The following is a 19,259-nucleotide window of genomic DNA, read 5'->3' on the forward strand; positions in this document are numbered from 1 at the left end:
TTGACCTAATCCTGGCAATGCCTGGGAATATGCACGCGGCGCCAGCCTGAAGACCCTTCACGGAGCAGCACGCGGCGCGCGACGGTCTGGTAAGAGGCGGGAACATCGATGACGCGTCTCTGTTCCGGCTGCACCAGCACCTCCTCGGCGATGCTGTCGTACTGTGCGGGAGTGACGACGCGGCGCGTGCGTTCGGGCTGGATGACGACGGTTTCGGCGACGCGCTCATAACGCGCCTTGTGCCAGATCTTGCAGAGCACCTTGCGGCCATGGATGACGCGCCATTCCCAGGAATAGCCGCCGCCATCGACCCGGACCGTATGGTAGACGATGCGGGTGACGGCGGGCACGACCTCGTAGGTCACCTGTGCCGGAACGGTCATCACCACGCGTTCGCGGGTGCCGTAGATGGCAGGGACATAGTCGACCTGCTGGCCGGGCGGACTGACCAGCACGTCTTCGTATACCGTGTCGTAGACATCAGGCGTTCGGACGGGTTCATAGCATTCGACGGCGCGGCCGCCGGCCGCCGTCTGCGAAATCGTGCCGAGCATGGTCAGCCCGGCAATGGCGAAGCATGCGGTTTTCCCAGACATGACACTCCCCCTGTTGAACTCATAGGTTCAACGCTGAATTGTAGGGGAAGCCGCCTCGGAGAAAAGCGATTTCGGCGCATTTCGTTTAGCGATGCGGTTAAGAAATTGCTACGGTGGTGACAACACCGCCGAATGATCACAGCACAGGTCGATGAATCCCGTGAAATGTAACCTTGATTCGACTTACCCAGATGGCTAGGAGGGGGCGGCCTTGCACAAGGATGAGCCGGCATCCTATTTACGGAATAACGATCCAGAACCGATTCTGCCCGATCTGCCAGCATTCCCGGCGCCGGAATCCCACCGCGAGATAAGAGATATCTGATGAAGAACCCCGTCGAAACCTACATGAACCTCGTTCCGATGGTGGTCGAACAGACCAATCGTGGCGAGCGGGCCTACGACATTTTCTCTCGCCTCCTCAAGGAGCGCATCATTTTCATCACCGGTCCGGTCGAGGACGGCATGGCGACGCTGGTCTGCGCGCAGCTGCTGTTCCTGGAAGCCGAGAATCCGAAGAAGGAAATCAACCTCTACATCAATTCGCCGGGCGGCGTCGTCACCTCGGGCATGGCGATCTACGACACCATGCAGTTCATCAAGCCGGCGGTGTCGACGCTCTGCATCGGCCAGGCGGCCTCGATGGGCTCGCTGCTCTTGACTGCCGGCCACAAGGACATGCGCTTTGCCACGCCGAACGCCCGTATCATGGTTCACCAGCCTTCCGGCGGCTTCCAGGGCCAGGCGTCCGACATCGAGCGCCATGCCCAGGACATCATCAAGCTGAAGCGTCGCCTCAACGAGGTCTACGTCAAGCACACCGGCAAGAGCTACGAAGAGATCGAGAAGACGCTCGACCGCGACCATTTCATGACCGCCGACGAAGCCAGGGATTTCGGCCTCATCGACAAGGTCATTTCGTCGCGCGAGCCGGCTGAAGGTGCTGTGGCATAAGGGCTGGTTGGCAGTTGGATGGCGGCATCACGCGCTTTTGGTGCGTCTTGCGGCATTTCGGCCACAATTGGCTGTTCCCTCGGGGGACAGGATTGCCTACGTTAAGGCTATGTTGAGTTTCGGCGGCTTAGCTTTATGCGGGGTTGTCGCGAATCATTGCCACGTTTTCTGATTTGTGTTTCGTACGGAATGCGTTGCGGGAGCCGGGACACACTGGCGGCGGCGGATTCCCGCGATAGATAGAGTATGCGCCCTTTCAGCCAGACCATCGGCGGGCGGCCATGAAAGGACATGAAAATGAGCAAGGTCGGCAACAACAGCGGCGATTCCAAGAACACGCTTTACTGCTCGTTTTGCGGCAAAAGCCAGCACGAAGTGCGCAAGCTGATCGCCGGTCCGACGGTCTTCATCTGCGACGAGTGCGTCGAGCTCTGCATGGACATCATCCGCGAGGAGAACAAGACCTCGATGGTGAAGTCGCGCGAGGGCGTGCCGACACCGCAGGAGATCCTCAAGGTTCTCGACGATTACGTCATCGGCCAGCCCTACGCCAAGCGCGTGCTGTCGGTGGCGGTCCACAACCACTACAAGCGCCTCGCGCATGCCGGCAAGAACAACGATGTCGAGCTGGCGAAGTCGAATATCCTGCTGATCGGCCCGACCGGTTGCGGCAAGACGCTGCTTGCGCAGACGCTGGCCCGCATCATCGACGTGCCCTTCACCATGGCTGATGCCACGACGCTGACCGAAGCCGGCTATGTCGGCGAGGACGTCGAGAACATCATCCTGAAGCTGTTGCAGTCGGCCGACTACAATGTCGAGCGGGCCCAGCGCGGCATTGTCTACATCGACGAAATCGACAAGATCTCGCGCAAGTCCGACAATCCCTCGATCACCCGCGACGTGTCGGGCGAGGGCGTGCAGCAGGCTTTGCTGAAGATCATGGAAGGCACGGTTGCCTCCGTGCCGCCGCAGGGCGGCAGGAAGCATCCGCAGCAGGAATTCCTGCAGGTCGACACCGCCAACATCCTGTTCATCTGCGGCGGCGCCTTCGCCGGCCTGGACAAGATCATCTCCGATCGCGGCCGCAAGACATCGATCGGCTTCGGCGCCATCGTCGCTTCGCCCGAGGATCGCCGCACCGGTGACGTGTTCCGCCTGGTCGAGCCAGAGGATTTGTTGAAGTTCGGCCTCATCCCCGAGTTTGTCGGCCGTCTGCCGGTTCTGGCGACGCTGGAGGATCTCGACGAGCCGGCGCTGATCCAGATCCTGACCGAGCCGAAGAACGCGCTGGTCAAGCAGTACCAGCGTCTGTTCGAGATGGAGAATGTCGACCTGACCTTCCACGAGAACGCCCTGTCGGCGATCGCCAAGCGCGCCATCGAGCGCAAGACCGGCGCCCGCGGCCTGCGTTCGATCATGGAAGCGATCCTGCTCGACACGATGTTCGAACTTCCGGCGCTCGAAGGCGTGCGCGAAGTGGTGATTTCGGAGGAGGTGGTGACCGGCAGTGCCCGGCCGCTCTACATCTACTCCGAGCAGAAGGAAAAGAAGGGCAATGTCAGCGCCTGACATGAGCCCGCAGCGAAATTCTGAAACGGCGCCGCAAGGCGCCGTTTTGCTGTCGCCCAGGGTTTTGTGGGCGGGCCCGGTCTTGGCGTCGCAAATGTGTCACTTCAGGGCAAGTTGGAGGTGCGGATTTGTGCTCGCCCCTTGATCTTTGTGGATCGTGCATCCAACTAATTGGAGAAGGCCGAGGTGCCCGATTTCTGTGCTGTAAAACTCCCGTCACAAACGGTGGTAGGCGGAACGATCCCCGGTCGTTAATATAGGATTCGCGGTTGGCTGATTGGCGGCCGCGATATGAAAGGTTGGACAATGGCCAAAGTATCCAAGGCTCCCAGCGACGGCGTCTTCGCAGTCCTCCCACTGCGCGACATCGTGGTGTTTCCGCACATGATCGTTCCGCTCTTCGTCGGGCGTGAGAAGTCGATCAAGGCGCTGGAAGAAGTGATGGGTCAGGAAAAGCAGATTCTGCTTGCCACCCAGATGAATGCCGCCGACGACGATCCCGAGCCCGATGCCATCTTTGACATCGGCACGCTCGCCAACGTGCTGCAATTGCTGAAGCTGCCCGACGGTACCGTCAAGGTTCTGGTCGAGGGCGCCTCGCGCGCGAAAATCGTCTCGTTCACCGACCGTCCCGACTTCCACGAGGCCCGCGCTGCGGCGCTGGTCGAGCCGGAAGAGGAAGAGGTCGAGGTCGAGGCGCTGGCCCGTTCGGTCGTCACCGATTTCGAGAATTACGTCAAGCTGAACAAGAAGATCTCGCCCGAAGTGGTGGGTGCCGCCAGCCAGATCGACGACTATTCCAAGCTCGCCGACACGGTTGCCTCGCATCTCGCCATCAAGATTCCTGAAAAGCAGGAAATGCTGGCCACGCTCTCGGTCAAGGAGCGGCTGGAAAAGGCGATGGGCTTCATGGAAGCCGAAATCTCCGTCCTGCAGGTGGAGAAGCGCATCCGTTCACGCGTCAAGCGCCAGATGGAGAAGACGCAGCGCGAATACTACCTCAACGAGCAGATGAAGGCGATCCAGAAGGAGCTCGGCGAGGGCGAGGACGGCCGCGACGAAGCCGCCGAGATCGAGGCGCGCATCAAGAAGACCAAGCTCTCCAAGGAGGCCCGCGAAAAGGCGGAAGCCGAGTTGAAGAAGCTCAGGACGATGTCGCCGATGTCGGCGGAATCGACCGTCGTGCGCAACTATCTCGACTGGATCCTGTCGATCCCGTGGGGCAAGAACTCCAAGGTCAAACAGGACCTGGCTTTCGCGCAGAACGTGCTCGATACCGATCATTTCGGCCTCGACAAGGTCAAGGAGCGCATCGTCGAGTATCTCGCCGTGCAAAGCCGCCAGAAGAAGCTGAAGGGGCCGATCCTGTGCCTCGTCGGCCCTCCCGGCGTCGGCAAGACCTCGCTCGGCAAGTCGATCGCCAAGGCGACTGGACGTGAGTTCATCCGCATGGCGCTGGGCGGTGTGCGTGACGAGGCCGAGATCCGTGGCCACCGCCGCACCTATATCGGCTCGATGCCCGGCAAGGTCATCCAGTCGATGAAGAAGGCGAAGAAGTCCAATCCGCTCTTCCTGCTCGACGAGATCGACAAGATGGGCCAGGACTTCCGTGGCGATCCGTCGTCGGCGTTGCTCGAGGTGCTCGATCCGGAACAGAACTCGACGTTCATGGACCACTACCTCGAGGTCGAGTACGATCTGTCGAGCGTGATGTTCGTGACGACGGCGAATACGCTGAACATCCCGGCGCCCTTGATGGACCGCATGGAGATCATCCGTATCGCCGGTTACACCGAGGACGAGAAGATCGAGATCGCCAAGCGGCACCTGATGCCGAAGGTGATCCGCGATCACGCGCTGCAGCCGAAGGAGTTTTCCGTCGGTGAGGACGCGATCCGCGCCATCGTCCAGACCTACACCCGTGAAGCGGGCGTCAGGAGCCTGGAGCGCGAGCTGATGAAGCTCGGGCGCAAGGCGGTGACCGAGATTCTGAAGACGAAGAAGAAGACGGTGAGCATCACGGCGGCGAACCTTGCCGATTACCTCGGTGTTCAGCGCTTCCGCTTCGGTCAGGTCGAGGCTGACGATCAGGTCGGTGTCGTTACGGGTCTTGCCTGGACGGAAGTTGGCGGCGAGCTGCTGACGGTCGAAGGCGTCATGATGCCCGGCAAGGGCCGCATGACGGTGACCGGCAATCTGCGCGACGTGATGAAGGAATCGATTTCGGCGGCGGCCTCCTATGTCCGCTCGCGCGCCGTCGATTTCGGCATCGAGCCGCCTCTGTTCGACAAGCGCGACATCCACGTGCACTTGCCGGAAGGCGCCACGCCGAAGGACGGCCCGTCCGCAGGTGCTGCCATGGCGACAGCCATTGTGTCGGTACTGACGGGTATTCCGGTCCGGGCGGATGTGGCGATGACTGGCGAGATAACGCTTCGCGGCCGCATCTTGCCGATCGGCGGGCTCAAGGAGAAGCTGCTCGCCGCACTGCGCGGCGGCATCAAGAAGGTGCTGATCCCGGAAGACAACGCCAAGGACCTGGCGGAGATTCCGGACAATGTGAAGAACGGCATGGAGATTATTCCGGTCTCTCGGGTCGGTGAGGTGTTGCGCCACGCGCTGGTGCGTATGCCGGAGCCGATCGAATGGGTCGAACCGGTCAATCCGCCGGCCGCGACAGACAGTGCCGACGACGCTGGAAAGCCTCTGGCGCATTAGAGCGCCGCGCGTCCACTTGGACGCAAAGGACGCTCTAGTGCCTTGGACTTGCGTATGGTCCTTTCCGAAAACCGGCCACGGTTTTCGGGGCCATGCGTTGGTTTTCGCTAAGGTTGCAGTGCACAAACAGAGAGCCGGGCCTAGCGCCCGGCTTTTTCATGTGAAAAACCCAGCATTTCCGGGCTTTTTCCGCTTTTTTCCTGCCTTTTCGACTTGGTTGCGGGAACGCTTCTTTCTAAAGTCCGTTTCCTGCCGGATGAGTCGATAGTTCCGGTGTTCTCATGGAAGGGAATTTTTATGAACAAGAACGAACTGGTATCCGCTGTCGCCGACGCCGCGAGCATTTCGAAGGGTGACGCGCAGTCGGCGGTCGATGCGGTATTTTCCGTGATCACCGGTGAACTGAAGAAGGGCGGCGATGTCCGGCTTGTCGGCTTTGGCAATTTCACCGTGTCAAAGCGTGCGGCGTCGACCGGCCGCAATCCTCAGACCGGCGCCGAAGTGAAGATTCCGGCACGCACCGTGCCGAAGTTCTCGGCCGGCAAAGGCCTCAAGGACGCAGTCAACTAAGCGGTTTTTCTTTTCAGAGACCAGAAAAGCCGGGCTTGCCCGGCTTTTCATTTTCGTGGCCTACGCAGGTACACGCGACCAGAAAAGCCGGGCTTGCCCGGCTTTTCATTTTTGTGCCCGACGCTGACGCGATGGCGGCCGGCTTATGCGGTCGGCGCTTCAGGGTGCATCAGACCTTCCTTCTTGAGATCGGCCCAAAGCGCTGCGGGCAGTTTCGCATCGAGCAGCGAGCGGTTGCTCTCGACTTCGCTCGGCCGCTGGCCACCGGGGATCACCGAGACGACCGAGGGGTGCAGCAGCGGGAATTGCAGGGCGGCCTCGATCAGCCGCACGCCATGGCGCTTGCAGACGCTCTCGATGCCGGCGACCCGGTCGAGGATGTCCTTCGTTGCTTCGGAGTAATTGTAGTAGGCGCCTGGCTTCGGCCCTGTTGCAAGGATGCCGGAGTTGTAGGGCCCGCCGAGAACGATGCCGATACCGCGTGCCTGGCAGAGCGGCAGGAAGGATGCCAGCGCCTCCTGTTCCAGCAGCGTATAGCGCCCGGCCAGCAAGAACAGGTCGAAGTCGCCGCGCTCAGCCAGCGTCTGCGCAACCTGCCATTCGTTGATGCCACCACCGAACGCCCTGATGACGCCCTGGTCGCGGAGCGAGAGCAAGCCATAATAGCCCGAGCGCATGAACTCCTCGATGCGCCGGTCGGACGCTTCCTTGCTGCCATGGGTGAAGATGTCGACATCATGCACGAAGAGGATGTCGATACGGTCGACGCCGAGACGCTCCAGCGAGGCTTCGAACGAGCGCATGACGCCGTCATAGCTGTAGTCGTACACCTCGCGGCGCGACGGCGTGTCGAAGAACTTGCCGATGCCGGTGCGCTCTTCCGGCGGGCAGGCGCGCATGATGCGACCGACCTTGCTCGACAGCACGTAGTCGTCGCGCTTCTTGCCGCGCAGGAACGGGTTGAGCCGCGTTTCCGACAGGCCAAGCCCGTACAGCGGCGCGGTGTCGTAGTAGCGGCAGCCGGTCGCCCAGGCGGCTTCCAGCGTGGCGTTGGCGTCCTCGTCCGAGACGGCACGATAGAGGTTGCCGAGCGGCGCCGTGCCGAAGCCGAGTTCGGTAAAACTGATGCCGCCATTGCCGATGCGGTCGAAATGCCGTGTCTTCATATCCTGCCGTTTGCCTCGCTTGATTTGTCTGACATGACACTATCATGCCTGTGATCTGGCAAAAGCGTAGCTGCGCGTTGGACACGCATTTTCGCGGTTGCTAGCATGAGCAAAATCAAGCTGTTCGCGGCAGCAAGGGCGGCAAAATCCCAGGATGATTTCAATGGCAGGTTTGCGGTGAGCGACAAGAGCAAAAGCCTGTTCGAGACCGCGCTTGACGAACTCGGCGGCGTGCTGGCGCGCATCGATGAGAGCCGGATCGACGCCGCCTGCAAGATGCTGGCGAGCGCCCGACTGATCGTCGTCTACGGCTGCGGCCGCGAGGCCTTGCAGGTCAAGGGTTTTGCGATGCGGCTCTACCATCTGGGCCTGCCTGTCGCCGTGGTCGGCGACATGACCACGCCGCCGCTGGGGCAGGGGGATGTTTTCCTGGTCAGCTCCGGGCCGGGAGAGACTTCGACCGTGCTGACCCTCATGCAGGTTGCGCACGATGCCGGTGCAACCAACCTGCTGCTAACCGCCCAGGCCGAAAGCGGTGCGGCACAGCGCGCCGATTTCACGCTGCTCATCCCCGCGCAGACCATGGCCAACGATCAGGGGGCACAGAGGACATCGGTGCTGCCGATGGGCTCGGTGTTCGAAGGCGCGCTGTTCCTGCTGTTCGAGGCGATGGTGCTGAAGCTTAAGGATTTGATCGGCGCGTCGCCCGAAGCGATGCGCGCCCGCCACACCAACATGGAATAGATCATGCGCTATGAACTGATGCTGCCGCACCAGATCCGCAAGGCGATCGCCGAGAACTGGCCGGTCGCTCTGCCGCTTGGCGTGCTCGAATACCACGGCGAACACATGGCGGTCGGCATGGACACGCTGGCCGTCGTCAAGACGCTGGAGCTGTTCGAAAAGGAGAAGGACGTCGTCATCCTGCCGCCCTTCTACTACGGTGCTGCGAGCTATGCGGTGGCGCCGCCGGAAGGCAGCGGCTCGGTGCAGGTCGGCGGCAACGCGCTGGCGCCGTTCGGCGAGGAGCTGTTCTACAGCCTGCTGCGCATCGGCTTTCGCAACATCCACGCCATCATCCACCACCAGACCGAGAATTTCGCCGCGGGCATGCCGACCGATCTGGCGTTCAAGACCGCCGGTCGGCAGGCGATCTTCCGCTTTCTCGAGAAGGAACGCGGCGAGGGCTGGTGGGGCTCTCAGGCGATGGCCGACTACTATTCTGGACACGCTGCGGGTGAGAATTTCTTCAACTGGGTGCAGGTGCATCCGCTGATGTCGGCTGACATGAACGGCAAGTACCCGTTCGACCATGCCGGCATCGGCGAGACCTCACTGATGCTGGCGCTATGCCCGGAGGCTGTCGATGCTGGCCACTTCGAAGACAACAAGAGCTGGTATACGGCGAGTGCCAGGGATGCTTCAGCGGAACTCGGGCAGAAGGGCGTCGCCATGATCATGGATCACCTGCGCACAATTCTAAGGGCCTAGCGCGGTTCTTCCTCCTCCCCTTGCGGGGTGAGAAGCGGTCCGCGTGGCGGACGAAAAGCCAATTGCTTGGCTTTTCGAGCTTCGAACGCCCTGAGCCTGCGAAGGGCCGGGGTGGCCGATCCACCTACCGTGTCCCCGCTGCTTGGCAGCGTCCCGGCGAACCGGCTGCTCACCCCCACAGCTTGCGGGAGAAGGGAAGGCTGGCCCTGCTACTTCACCGCTCCCGCGGTCATGCCCATGATCAGATAGCGTTCGAGCGCAATGCCGATGACGGCGAGTGGCGCTATTGCGGCGGTGGCGAGTGCTGCCATCGACCACCAGTTGATGCCTTGCGAGCCGGTCTGGCTCGCCACCATGACAGGGATGGTCTTGGCGTCGGTCGAGGTCAAAAGGGCGGCGAAGAAATACTCATTCCAGCACAGCACCATTGCCAGGATGAAGGCGGCGACCATGCCCGGCAGCGCGATCGGCATGACGATGCGGAAGAAGGCGCCCCAGATCGACAGCCCGTCGACGAGCGCTGCTTCCTCGAGCTCGACCGGGATCGAGTTGAACTGGTCGCGCATGATCCAGATGACGATCGGCAGCACCATCAGCGTGTAGAGCAGGATCAGCCCGACGCGCGTGTCGAGCAGACCGACTTCGCGGTAGAGCACCAGGAAGGGCAGGGCGAGCACCACCGGCGGCAGGATCAGCTGCGACAGGAAGAAGAACGAGATGTCTTCGTTCTTGAACCAGGCGAAATGATAGCGATAGCGGGTGAGCCCGTAGGCGGCGAGGCTGCCGATGACGATGGCGAGGCTCGACGCGCCGACCGAGGTGATCACCGAATTCATGAAGCGCTTGAGGAACTCCTCGCGCACCGTAGAGGTCTGGAAGATCGAGTCCGGCGACAGGCCGAGCGAGCGCCAGCCCTTCCAGTCCGGCTGGAAGTCGACGAAGGGGATGAGATGGCCTTGCGTGACATCAACCGCGGTCTTGAACGAGGTCGTGATCGTCCAGTAGATCGGAAACAGGCAGATGAACGCCCAGAAGGCCAGCGCCCCATAGATGAAGACGCGGCTGGCGAGGAAGCTCGCCGGTGAGCGGATCTCCGAGGCTACATATTCGGTGGTCTGAACGCTCATCTTGGCTCAATTCACATTGCGGACAAAACGGTTGGCAAATTTCAGCAGCCAGGTGACGAACACGACGATGATCACCAGATAGGCCATCGCCAGCATGGTTCCGTAGCCGACGTTCGAGCGGTCGCGATATTCGCGGTAGATGAAGCTCGACACGGAATCGGTGGCGCCGCCGGGGCCGCCCGATGTCACCGTGATGATGATGTCGGCAAGCTTCAGCTTGAAGATGATGCGCAGGATCAACGCCGTCACCGAAACCGGCAGCATCAGCGGGAAGGTGACCTGCCAGAAGGTCTGCCACGCATTGGCGCCGTCGACGCGTGCGGCTTCGAGCACCTCGCGCGACATCGCCTGCAGCCCGGCCAGCAGCATGATCATCATGAACGGAATGAAGGTCCAGGCGTCCAGCACCATGATCGCAATGCGCGCGATGATCGGGTCAGAGAAGAAGGCCGGATTTTCCCAGCCGAGATGACGCGCCAATGTGGCCGCCGGTCCGAAGCGGTACTCCATCAGCGATTTGCCGATCATCCACGACACCGCGACCGGCGACAGCATCAAGGGCAAGAGGAAGACAACACGGAAGAATTTTCGCGCCCGGATCTGCGCGTTGAGCAGCAATGCCAAGCCGAAGGCAATGACATATTCTACCGCCACCGCCAGCACATAGAGCACCATGTTGAACAGCGCATTGCGATAGTAGGGGTCGCCCAGCATCTGCCAGAAATTGTCGAGCCCGTTGAATTTGCGGCCGCTGAAGGAACTGAGGTTCCAGTCGGTGAGCGCGATGTAGAAACCGAACAGAGTCGGGAAGATCACCATGGCGATGGTGAACAACAGCGCCGGCAGCAGGAATAGCGCGCGCTGGCCATCCTCGCCGCGCGTCAGCACCTGACCGATGCCGATGGCTACACCCCAAAGCACATAGGCATAGACGACGGGACGCCAGGTCTCGAAACCGACGCCATCGGCGCTGCTCTTGTACAAGACCTCCAGCGCAATGACCGCCAGCAGGCCAAGCGTCGCAGCCGCCATCAATGCCCAGCCAAGCCGTTTGCGGGCCGGAGAAATCAGGTCGTAGGGGCCGGCATCTGCCGGCCACTGGTTTGCGGTCGAAGTCTGGTCAGCCACAAATCTCGCCCATTCAGGAAGGCTCTACGATGGAGCTTTGTGGTCCGACAGCCTTCACCGCCGGACCATGGGTTCATATGGGGCCAGCCTACACGCCGAGCGAGGCCTTGTAGAGCTTGACCTGGTTGTCGCGGCCGATCTGGTCGGTCAGCTTCTCCCAGGCAGCCGCGATCGCGTCGGCGCCTTCCTGCGCTTTCATCTTGCCGGCGAAGGTGTTGGCCAGAATGTCCTCGGCGGCACTGTAGTACTGGAAGATGCCGGGGATGCGCGGCTCGATCGCCGCGTTGGGATGGTTGTAGCTGTCGGCTTCCGACTTGAGATACGAGGTGATGAAGGCCTCGTCGTAGCCGGCCGCCACCCATTCCGGAATGTCGAAATGGGAGTTACGGTAAGGCTGGAAGCCCGACGGATACGCCGCGCACCAGAGCGACAGGTCCTTGCCGCCGAGATGGGCCGCCGCCGACCAGGCTGCCTTCTTCTTCTTCTCGTCCGAGTCGACGCGGGCCATGACATAGACGCCCCAGCCGAGATAGGCGCAGTTCGGCGCATAGTTCGGGCCGCTGGCGAGCTTGTCCCACTTGCCTGTCTTGGAGTTGTAGACATCGTCCGAGCCCGGCAGGATCGAAAAGCCGGTGACGTCGCCGACGACCGAGGAGTCGTTAGTCTTCGCATTCGAGCCAGCGTCTCCCCACCAAGCCAGCATCGAACCAGTGCCGCCCAGGAATTGGGAGAAACACGTCTGGTTCGGGTCGGCATTGATTTGATCCTGCGGTTCGAAAGGCAGCGCGTCGATCACGTCCTGGATGGCGCGCACCCAGGCCGGGTTGTTGACGCGCGGCTTCATCGTATCGGCGTCGAACAGCCACGCCTTGTCATCAGGGTGCTTGGCATAAGCACTGGCACGGCTGCCGAGGAAGTAGAAGCCGAATCCACCCCAAGGCTTGGGCGCGTCGAGGTAGCCGTAGACATCCTGGCCCTTCATCTTCTTGCCCTTAAGGAACTTGGTCACGGCCTGCACCTGCTGCCATGTCTTCGGCACGCCCCATTCCGTCAGGCCTGCCTTGTCGCCGCTATCGGATTTCCAGGCTGCTGCCAGATCAGAGTCGGAGAACACGTCGGTGCGGTAGTTGAAGTTGTGCGTGTCGCCGTCGACGGTCACGCGATATTGCTTGCCGTTCCAGGTGCCGACTGGCGGCTTCAGATAGGCAACAATGTCGTCCATATCGATCTGCTTCCTGACCCAGTCCGGCATCTCAGAGGTCAGGCCCTTGCCGCAGACGTCGCCTTCAAAGGGCGCGCCCATCTCGACGATATCAAAGTCGATTGTGTTCGTGGCGATAGCCTGCTGCAGGCGCGGATTGTAGTCCGCCTGTGCAAGGTCGATCCAGTTGATCTTGGCGCCGGTATAGGCCTCCCACGGCTTCAGGAAGCCGCGGAACAGCACATTGTGCAGGTTCTGGTTGTTGAGGCCCATGAAGGAGAGCTCGACGCCGGCGAATTCGCCTTCCTTGACGTTGGCCTTGGTCGCCTCGAGGCAAAGTTCGCCGACCTTCTGGAAATCGGCATCCGTCGGCTGCCCTTTGCCAACGCCGGGAATCTGCAGGATCTTGGCGCGCAGTTCGCTTGCGGCCGAAGCAGGGCGCGTCAAGGCGCCAAGCCCGGCGCCGGATGCGGCGGCGATCGCGGCCATGCTGGCCGCACCCTTCAATATGTCGCGCCGTGTGGCGCCGGCACGGACAAGTTTATCGTAAAGACCTGTTCTCATGACTATTCCTCCCAGAACATCAGCGTGAATGGATATGACCAACCTTGTCGGACGCTGGAGCGCCAACGATTCTCCCGGCTCGGAAACGAACTGCGCAGGACCCCACCTGCTCGATTGAAGTTCCGATTTTGCGGATCGGGTAACCGGCATTCGGACCAGCGTCCGCCACTATTCTCACAACCAAACGCCGTGTCAACGAGAACAGGTTTTTATCTATAAGAGACTGACTTGCCCTGACCGGTCGCGTTGGTTAGCTTCTGCGCCTACGGCCAGTGGGAGCCGGAAGGGGAGTATATGGCTCAAGTCGCGATCAGCAAGGTGGCCAAGGCGTTCGGAACGGTCAAGGTTCTGCACGAAGTCAGCGTCGACATCGCCGACGGACAGTTCGTGGTGCTGGTTGGCCCTTCGGGTTGCGGCAAGTCCACGCTGCTCAGGATGGTGGCCGGGCTGGAGACCGTCTCCGCCGGCACGATCGCCATTGGCGACCGCGTCGTCAACCATTTGCCGCCGGCCAAGCGCGACATTGCCATGGTGTTCCAGAACTATGCGCTCTATCCGCACAAGACCGTCGAGCAGAACATGGCCTTTGCGCTCAAGCTGCGGAAAACCGAAGCGGCCGAGGTGGCCCAGCGGGTCAAGCGCGCCGCCGACATCCTCGATCTAAATCCCTATCTGAAGCGCTATCCCAGGCAGCTTTCCGGCGGCCAGCGCCAGCGCGTCGCCATGGGCCGCGCGATCGTGCGCAATCCGCAGGTGTTCCTGTTCGACGAGCCGCTCTCCAATCTCGACGCCAAGCTGCGCGTGCAGATGCGCACCGAGATCAAGGAACTGCACCAGCGGTTGAAGACCACCACCATCTACGTCACCCACGACCAGATCGAGGCCATGACCATGGCCGACAAGATCGTCGTCATGCGTGACGGCCGTATCGAGCAGGTCGGCGCGCCGCTGGAACTGTTCGACCGACCGGCCAATCTGTTTGTCGCCGGCTTCATCGGCTCGCCTTCGATGAACCTGCTCAAGGGCGTCATGCGCAAGGGCGCCAAGCCCGGTGTCGACATCGCGGGCACGCTGTTCCCGATTGCACCAGGCAATGCCGCACAGGACGGCCAGGCCGTCGTCTATGGCGTGCGCCCGGAACATCTCGAGATCCATCCCGATGGCGTGCCGGCGAAGATTTCGGTGGTTGAGCCGACCGGCTCGGAAACGTTGGTGTTCCTGCGCTTCGGCGACGGCGAGATGGTGGCGCTGTTTCGCGAGCGCCACGACTTCAAGCCCGGCGACACGCTGACCCTGAAGCCGCGGCTCGACCAGATCCATCTTTTCGACGCCGAGACCGGCAAGCGTCTCTGATCTCAACCGGACTTCACGAGGACTATCATGCTCAAAGGCATCAACCCGCTGCTCAATGCCGACGTGCTGCAGGCATTGCGGGCAATGGGCCATGGCGATGATTTGATCATCGCCGACACCAATTTTCCGTCCGATTCGGTGGCGCGCCAGACCGCGCTCGGCCGCCTGCTGCGCATCGATGCCTCGGCTGCCGAGGTGGCCAAGGCGGTGCTGTCGCTCTACCCGCTGGACACGTTCGTCGATGACTCCGCCGCGCGCATGGAGATCGTCGGCAAGCCGGACGAGATTCCGGCTGTGCAGAAGGAAGTGCAGAAGGAAGTCGACAAGGCCGAGGGCAAGTCCTGGCCGATGATAGCTGTCGAGCGCTATGCCTTCTACGAGCGCGCCAAACAGGCCTATTGCGTCATCCAGACCGGCGAACGCCGCTTCTACGGCTGCTTCGCCTTCCGCAAGGGCGTCGTGCCGCCGGATGCGGAGTAGCGGCATGGCTTCGGGCAAGCCTGTCGTCATCCTGGGTGTGTTCGTCGCCGACACCGCCTACAGGGCGCAGCGGCAACCGCGCATGGGCGAAACCATCCTCGGCACATCCTTCACGCTCGGTCCGGGCGGCAAAGGCTCGAACCAGGCGGTGGCCGTCGGCAAGCTCGGCGCCGACGTCACCTTCCTCACCCGCCTCGGCGTCGACCCCTTCGCCGACATGGCCAGGCAGACCTGGGCGCAGGCGGGCGTCAAGAATGCCGTCATCGACACGCCGGAAAGCTACACCGGTGCGGCCTACATCTTCGTCGAGGAGACCACCGGCAACAACGCCATCATCGTCAGCCCCGGTGCCGCCATGCTGATCTCGCCTGCCGATATCGAAGCCAATGCCGCGCTGATCAGCGGTGCCGGCGTTTTCGTCACGCAGCTCGAACAGCCGATCGAAGCCGCTATGCGGGCGCTGGAGATCGCGCGTGGGGCAGGGGTGACGACGATCCTCAACCCGGCCCCGGCGGCAAAGCTTCCCGACCGCATCTATACGCTGTGCGACTACCTCACGCCCAACGAGACGGAGACGGAGGAATTGACCGGGATGAAGGTCTCCTCGGTCGACGAGGCGCGCCTTGCCGCGGACAGTCTGCTGAAAAAGGGCGTCGGCACGGTCATCGTCACGCTGGGTGACAAGGGCGCGCTTTTGCACTCGAAGGAGCGCTCCGACCATGTACCTGCCGTCAGTGCGGGCGCCGTGGTCGAAACCACAGGGGCGGGCGATGCCTTCAATGGTGGTCTTGCCGCCGCGTTGTCGCGGGGCGTGGAGCCGTTGCAAGCCGTGCGCTTTGCTTGTGCCGTCGCCGGCATTTCGGTGACGCGACCAGGGACCGCGCCGTCGATGCCGACGCTGCAGGAGGTCGAGGCGCTGCTGGCGAGGGGGTGAGGTTAGGGCAGCGCATGGCAAAATTGTCAAAGAGCGCTTGGTGAGGTCGCGCACCGCCGGCTGGACCAAATTCGGTACGTGCTGGGTCGCGTTTGGCGCCACGAGAGGCGCGCGGTACCTTCCAGCACCGTCGACAAGGACCTTGAAACCCAAGTTGCAAAGCTGAAGGCCGAAGGTTGCGGCATCATTCGCCCTGAGAAGCTCTCAGGGGCCAGCCGAGCGGATATATTCAAGTTGGCGTGGGCATCCCCTGGCGATATTGACGGCGTGCCGACGGATTATGCGGCCCGCAACATCTACCGTTCCGTGAAAGCGCGAGCGAAGGAATCGAGCATCGGCCGTGCGAGATACTCGAAGAAAGTCCGGTCGTCGGTGCTGATGAACGCCTCGACCGGCATTCCAGGGTAAAGCTGCTCCGCTATCACGCCGGGCGGTAGGTCGGGGGCAATCTTCAGCTTGGCCCGGAAATAGGGTTCGTGCGTAGCCTCGTCGATAAGCCGGTCCGCGGAAACCTGTGTCACCGTGGCTGAAATCTCAGGGGTGAGCCGCATGTTCAACGCGGACAATCGCAGTTTTGCCGGCTGGCCCACACGAACCTGATCGATGTCCTTCGTCCGCAGCCGTGCATCGACGATCAGGCCCGATGCCGTGGGCAGGATCTCCATGATCTTCTGTCCGGGGGCAATCACGCTTCCCTTGGAATTATAGGTCGACGACACCACGATGCCCGCGGCCGGCGCCTTGATCGTTGTTCGCCTCAGCACCGCCTCGGCTGCCCGTATCTGTTCCTCTATGTCGGCCAGGTTGGTACGGACGTCGTCCAGCTTGGTCAGCGCTTCCTCCACGCGTTGCGTGGTCGCACGCTCGGTCTGCGCCTGCGCTTCGACGATCTGGGTGGCGGTCGCCGCAAGATCCGCCTCCAGCGCGCCGGTCTGCCCGACGAGATCGGCCTCGCTGCGCAAAAGCTGCGAATATTCGCTGCGATTGGTGAGGCCCTTGTCCAACAGGCTGGTCTTGATGCCGAGCTCTTTCTTCACGATTTCGGCCTGTTGCTGGATGGCGAGTTTCTGGGCCTGCAATCCCACGACCGACTGGCGATGCATGGCAACCCGTTGCGTGAGGATCGATTGTTCCGATCGAAACCGAGCGAGCCTGGCGCTGAATTCCTTCTGCTGTTCTCGAACCAGAGTCTCGAAATCGTGCTGGAACGGTGCTGGCGCGGTCCCTGTGATTGGCGCGAGCCGGTCCAATCCGTCGCGTTCCGCCTCCAGCCGCGAGGCGCTCGCCTTGAGCGCGATCGACTGTCTCGTCAGCCGGTTGAACTCGGCCTGCGCGGCTGTTCGATCGAGCAGGATCAGATCCTGGGCCTGTTGCACGCGATCACCTTCATGGACCAGCAACTCCTGGATGATGCCGCCTTCGGGATGCTGAATGAGAATGTTTCCGCCCGCCGCCGAGATCGTGCCTTGCGTGATCACCGCGCCGGCCAAGGGCGCGCTGACGGCCCAATAGCCGAAGCAGCCCGCCAATAGTGCTATTGCGGCGTAGCCAGTGAAGGCCACCCGCCGGAGGTCGGTGCGTGGTCGGCCTTCCCAGGCCAAGCTCTGCGCCGACATCCTCACGATCCAAAGCAGACGTTATGCGAGGTGCCGCGGATCGTCGTGGCGAACGACCCTGTCACCACCGTGTTGCGCTGTGGGGGAAGGCCCTTGCCGGCGGTCGACTGCCGCAACACGTCGCCGCTTGGACCGAAGGCTTCGACCACTCCACCGCGCAGAAGCATCACGCGGTCGCAGGCCGCGGCGATCGAAGGGCGGTGCGTTATCACGATTGCCGTAACGCCCGCCGCTTTGGCGGCGGAAAGCACCGCTTCGAGCGCCGCTTCGCCGCTGCCGTCGAGATGGGTACTGGGCTCGTCCATGACGAGAATGCGCGGATTGCCGTAGAAGGCGCGCGCCAGCCCGATCCGCTGGCGCTCGCCACCCGACAGCGTCGTGCTGGATAGACCGATGGCGGCCTGGTAGCCGTCGCGCTGCGCCAGGATCAGCTCGTGCGCCTCGGCGCGCCTGGCGGCTTCGACGATCGCGGGGTCATCGGCATCGGGGTCGAAGCGGGCAACATTCTGCGCGATCGATCCGGGAAAAAGCTCCACTTCTTGCGCGAGGTAGCCGATGTGCTTTCCGAGCTGGTTTTCGTCCCAGGTCCTGAGGTCGGCACCGTCGATCCTGACCGAGCCACCGGTCGGCTGGAGCGCGCCGACAAGCAATTTCGCCAGCGTGGATTTGCCGGCGCCGCTCGGGCCGATGATTGCCACCGCCTCGCCGGCGCCGATCACAAAATTCAGCCGCTTGAGGATGGGTTCCGTGCCGAAGGAGGCATTCGGCGCGATGAAGAAAAGGTCCTGCGCGGTGATCGCGCCGGAGGGGTCCGGCAATGTCAGCTTCCGCGCTTCCGCCGGACGTGCCGCAAGCGCGGTCTCCAGCCGCTTCCACGAACGCCTGGCGTCGACGATCTGCCGCCAGGATCCGATCAGCTGGTCGAGTGGCTGCAGCGCGCGCGACGACACCAGCGAGGACGCGAAGATCATGCCGGCTGTCATCTGCCCCTGCAGCACCAGCCATGCGCCGGCGCCCAGTATTGCCAGCTGCAGCATCATGCGCAGCGCCCGCGACGCCGCGCTGAAGATCGCGTTGGCGCTCGATGAACGGTCATGCAGGGTGAGCGCTTCCGCGACGTGCCTGCCCCACACCTCGGCGGCGGCCCGCACCATGCCCATGGCGCGCAGCGTTTCGGCATTGCGGGCAAAGGCCTGCTCCGCCTGGCTCGCGGCGGCCGAGCGTTCCGCCGACAGGGCATCGTTCCTGCCAATGGCAAGCTGATTGGCCACGACCAGAAGAAACAAAAGCACCGCGCCGGCGAGCGTCAGCCAGAACAGAACAGGATGGATGAGATAGAGCAGGGCGAGAAAGACAGGAGCAAAGGGCAGGTCGAACAGCACCGCCACGCCGCGCGACCTGATGAAGGCGCAGACCGAGGCCAGGTCGCGCAGCGGCGACAGGCCGCCGCCGGCATATTTGGTGCCAAGCGAGACGGCGAATGTCGTCGCCCCCAGTTTCTGATCGACCGTAGCGGCGACGCGCTGCGTGTAAATGGCGCGGACCGCGTCCAGCAAGCCGAGGAAGGCGAGCGCGACAACCGCCATGGCCGACAAATAAAGCAGCGTCTCGATGCTGGAGGATGGCAGCACGCGATCATACACCTGCAGCAGATAGAGCGGGATCACCAACAGCAGGATGTTGATCAGCAGCGAGAAGACGCCGATATCGGCAATGGCGCGCATGAACACCGACCGCAGGCCCTGCTGCCTCGTCGCATCCCTCAATGGCACATGATCCCGCAACATCG

16 protein-coding genes are annotated in these 19,259 nt (G+C 62.3%); 9 read left to right on the plus strand and 7 right to left on the minus strand.

Annotation, left to right across the window (positions count from 1 at the left end; all coding sequences use genetic code 11):
• Nucleotides 1-5: 5 nt before the first annotated feature.
• Nucleotides 6-596 carry a hypothetical protein gene (locus C8D77_RS26090; protein ID WP_109669503.1) on the minus strand — a complete coding sequence of 197 codons (591 nt, stop codon included), beginning with the start codon at nucleotides 594-596 and terminating at the stop codon, nucleotides 6-8.
• A gap of 324 nt (nucleotides 597-920) precedes the next feature.
• Between C8D77_RS26090 and clpP the strand changes: the two genes are divergently transcribed.
• The 4 genes from clpP (at nucleotide 921) to C8D77_RS26110 (ending at nucleotide 6,410) form a co-directional block, all read left to right on the plus strand.
• Nucleotides 921-1,550, plus strand: coding sequence for an ATP-dependent Clp endopeptidase proteolytic subunit ClpP (clpP, locus tag C8D77_RS26095; protein ID WP_109669506.1), 630 nt, complete (start codon nucleotides 921-923; stop codon nucleotides 1,548-1,550).
• A gap of 297 nt (nucleotides 1,551-1,847) precedes the next feature.
• On the plus strand, nucleotides 1,848-3,122 hold the full coding sequence (gene clpX, locus C8D77_RS26100; protein WP_023759839.1) for an ATP-dependent Clp protease ATP-binding subunit ClpX: 1,275 nt from the start codon (nucleotides 1,848-1,850) through the stop codon (nucleotides 3,120-3,122).
• A gap of 306 nt (nucleotides 3,123-3,428) precedes the next feature.
• A complete protein-coding gene (gene lon / locus C8D77_RS26105) occupies nucleotides 3,429-5,840 on the plus strand; it encodes an endopeptidase La (protein WP_109669508.1) in 2,412 nt (803 codons plus the stop codon).
• A 297-nt stretch (nucleotides 5,841-6,137) separates the two neighbouring features.
• Complete coding sequence (locus C8D77_RS26110; RefSeq protein WP_006201846.1) at nucleotides 6,138-6,410, plus strand: HU family DNA-binding protein; 273 nt, start codon at nucleotides 6,138-6,140, stop codon at nucleotides 6,408-6,410.
• A gap of 143 nt (nucleotides 6,411-6,553) precedes the next feature.
• Here C8D77_RS26110 and C8D77_RS26115 read toward each other — a convergent pair whose 3' ends face one another.
• Entirely contained in the window at nucleotides 6,554-7,576 is a 1,023-nt protein-coding gene (locus tag C8D77_RS26115) for an aldo/keto reductase (RefSeq protein WP_109669510.1), read from the minus strand.
• Nucleotides 7,577-7,681: 105 nt separating this feature from the next.
• Between C8D77_RS26115 and C8D77_RS26120 the strand changes: the two genes are divergently transcribed.
• Together C8D77_RS26120 and C8D77_RS26125 are read left to right on the plus strand one after the other, a co-directional pair.
• Nucleotides 7,682-8,320: an SIS domain-containing protein gene (locus C8D77_RS26120; protein WP_425453758.1), complete on the plus strand. Its 639-nt coding sequence runs from the start codon at nucleotides 7,682-7,684 to the stop codon at nucleotides 8,318-8,320.
• A gap of 3 nt (nucleotides 8,321-8,323) precedes the next feature.
• A complete protein-coding gene (locus C8D77_RS26125; RefSeq protein WP_109669512.1) occupies nucleotides 8,324-9,067 on the plus strand; it encodes a creatininase family protein in 744 nt (247 codons plus the stop codon).
• 209 nt (nucleotides 9,068-9,276) lie between these two features.
• On the opposite strand, the gene C8D77_RS26130 is transcribed toward C8D77_RS26125, so the two are convergent.
• The 3 genes from C8D77_RS26130 to C8D77_RS26140 all read right to left on the minus strand — a co-directional run bounded on the left by C8D77_RS26130 (nucleotide 9,277) and on the right by C8D77_RS26140 (nucleotide 13,087).
• Complete coding sequence (locus C8D77_RS26130; protein WP_056594228.1) at nucleotides 9,277-10,194, minus strand: carbohydrate ABC transporter permease; 918 nt, start codon at nucleotides 10,192-10,194, stop codon at nucleotides 9,277-9,279.
• 6 nt (nucleotides 10,195-10,200) lie between these two features.
• Complete coding sequence (locus tag C8D77_RS26135) at nucleotides 10,201-11,322, minus strand: carbohydrate ABC transporter permease (RefSeq protein WP_109669514.1); 1,122 nt, start codon at nucleotides 11,320-11,322, stop codon at nucleotides 10,201-10,203.
• An 88-nt stretch (nucleotides 11,323-11,410) separates the two neighbouring features.
• On the minus strand, nucleotides 11,411-13,087 hold the full coding sequence (locus C8D77_RS26140; protein ID WP_109669516.1) for an ABC transporter substrate-binding protein: 1,677 nt from the start codon (nucleotides 13,085-13,087) through the stop codon (nucleotides 11,411-11,413).
• Nucleotides 13,088-13,381: 294 nt separating this feature from the next.
• On the opposite strand from C8D77_RS26140, the gene C8D77_RS26145 reads away from it, so the two are divergent.
• From C8D77_RS26145 to rbsK, 3 genes are read left to right on the plus strand one after another with little or no spacing between them, the layout of a single operon-like run.
• Nucleotides 13,382-14,440: an ABC transporter ATP-binding protein gene (locus C8D77_RS26145; RefSeq protein WP_109669519.1), complete on the plus strand. Its 1,059-nt coding sequence runs from the start codon at nucleotides 13,382-13,384 to the stop codon at nucleotides 14,438-14,440.
• 27 nt (nucleotides 14,441-14,467) lie between these two features.
• On the plus strand, nucleotides 14,468-14,920 hold the full coding sequence (locus tag C8D77_RS26150; RefSeq protein ID WP_109669521.1) for an RbsD/FucU family protein: 453 nt from the start codon (nucleotides 14,468-14,470) through the stop codon (nucleotides 14,918-14,920).
• Nucleotides 14,921-14,924: 4 nt separating this feature from the next.
• Complete coding sequence (rbsK, locus tag C8D77_RS26155) at nucleotides 14,925-15,854, plus strand: ribokinase (protein WP_109669523.1); 930 nt, start codon at nucleotides 14,925-14,927, stop codon at nucleotides 15,852-15,854.
• 296 nt (nucleotides 15,855-16,150) lie between these two features.
• Here the strand turns inward: rbsK and C8D77_RS26165 are convergent, their stop codons facing one another.
• Together C8D77_RS26165 and C8D77_RS26170 are read right to left on the minus strand one after the other, a co-directional pair.
• Nucleotides 16,151-17,470 carry an HlyD family type I secretion periplasmic adaptor subunit gene (locus C8D77_RS26165; protein ID WP_109669527.1) on the minus strand — a complete coding sequence of 440 codons (1,320 nt, stop codon included), beginning with the start codon at nucleotides 17,468-17,470 and terminating at the stop codon, nucleotides 16,151-16,153.
• Between the two features lie 2 nt (nucleotides 17,471-17,472).
• Nucleotides 17,473-19,257, minus strand: a complete 1,785-nt coding sequence (locus C8D77_RS26170; protein ID WP_109669529.1) for a type I secretion system permease/ATPase — start codon at nucleotides 19,255-19,257, stop codon at nucleotides 17,473-17,475.
• Nucleotides 19,258-19,259 lie beyond the last annotated feature (2 nt).

It is taken from the genome of Mesorhizobium loti (assembly GCF_003148495.1).
Classification (GTDB): Bacteria; Pseudomonadota; Alphaproteobacteria; order Rhizobiales; family Rhizobiaceae; genus Mesorhizobium; species Mesorhizobium loti.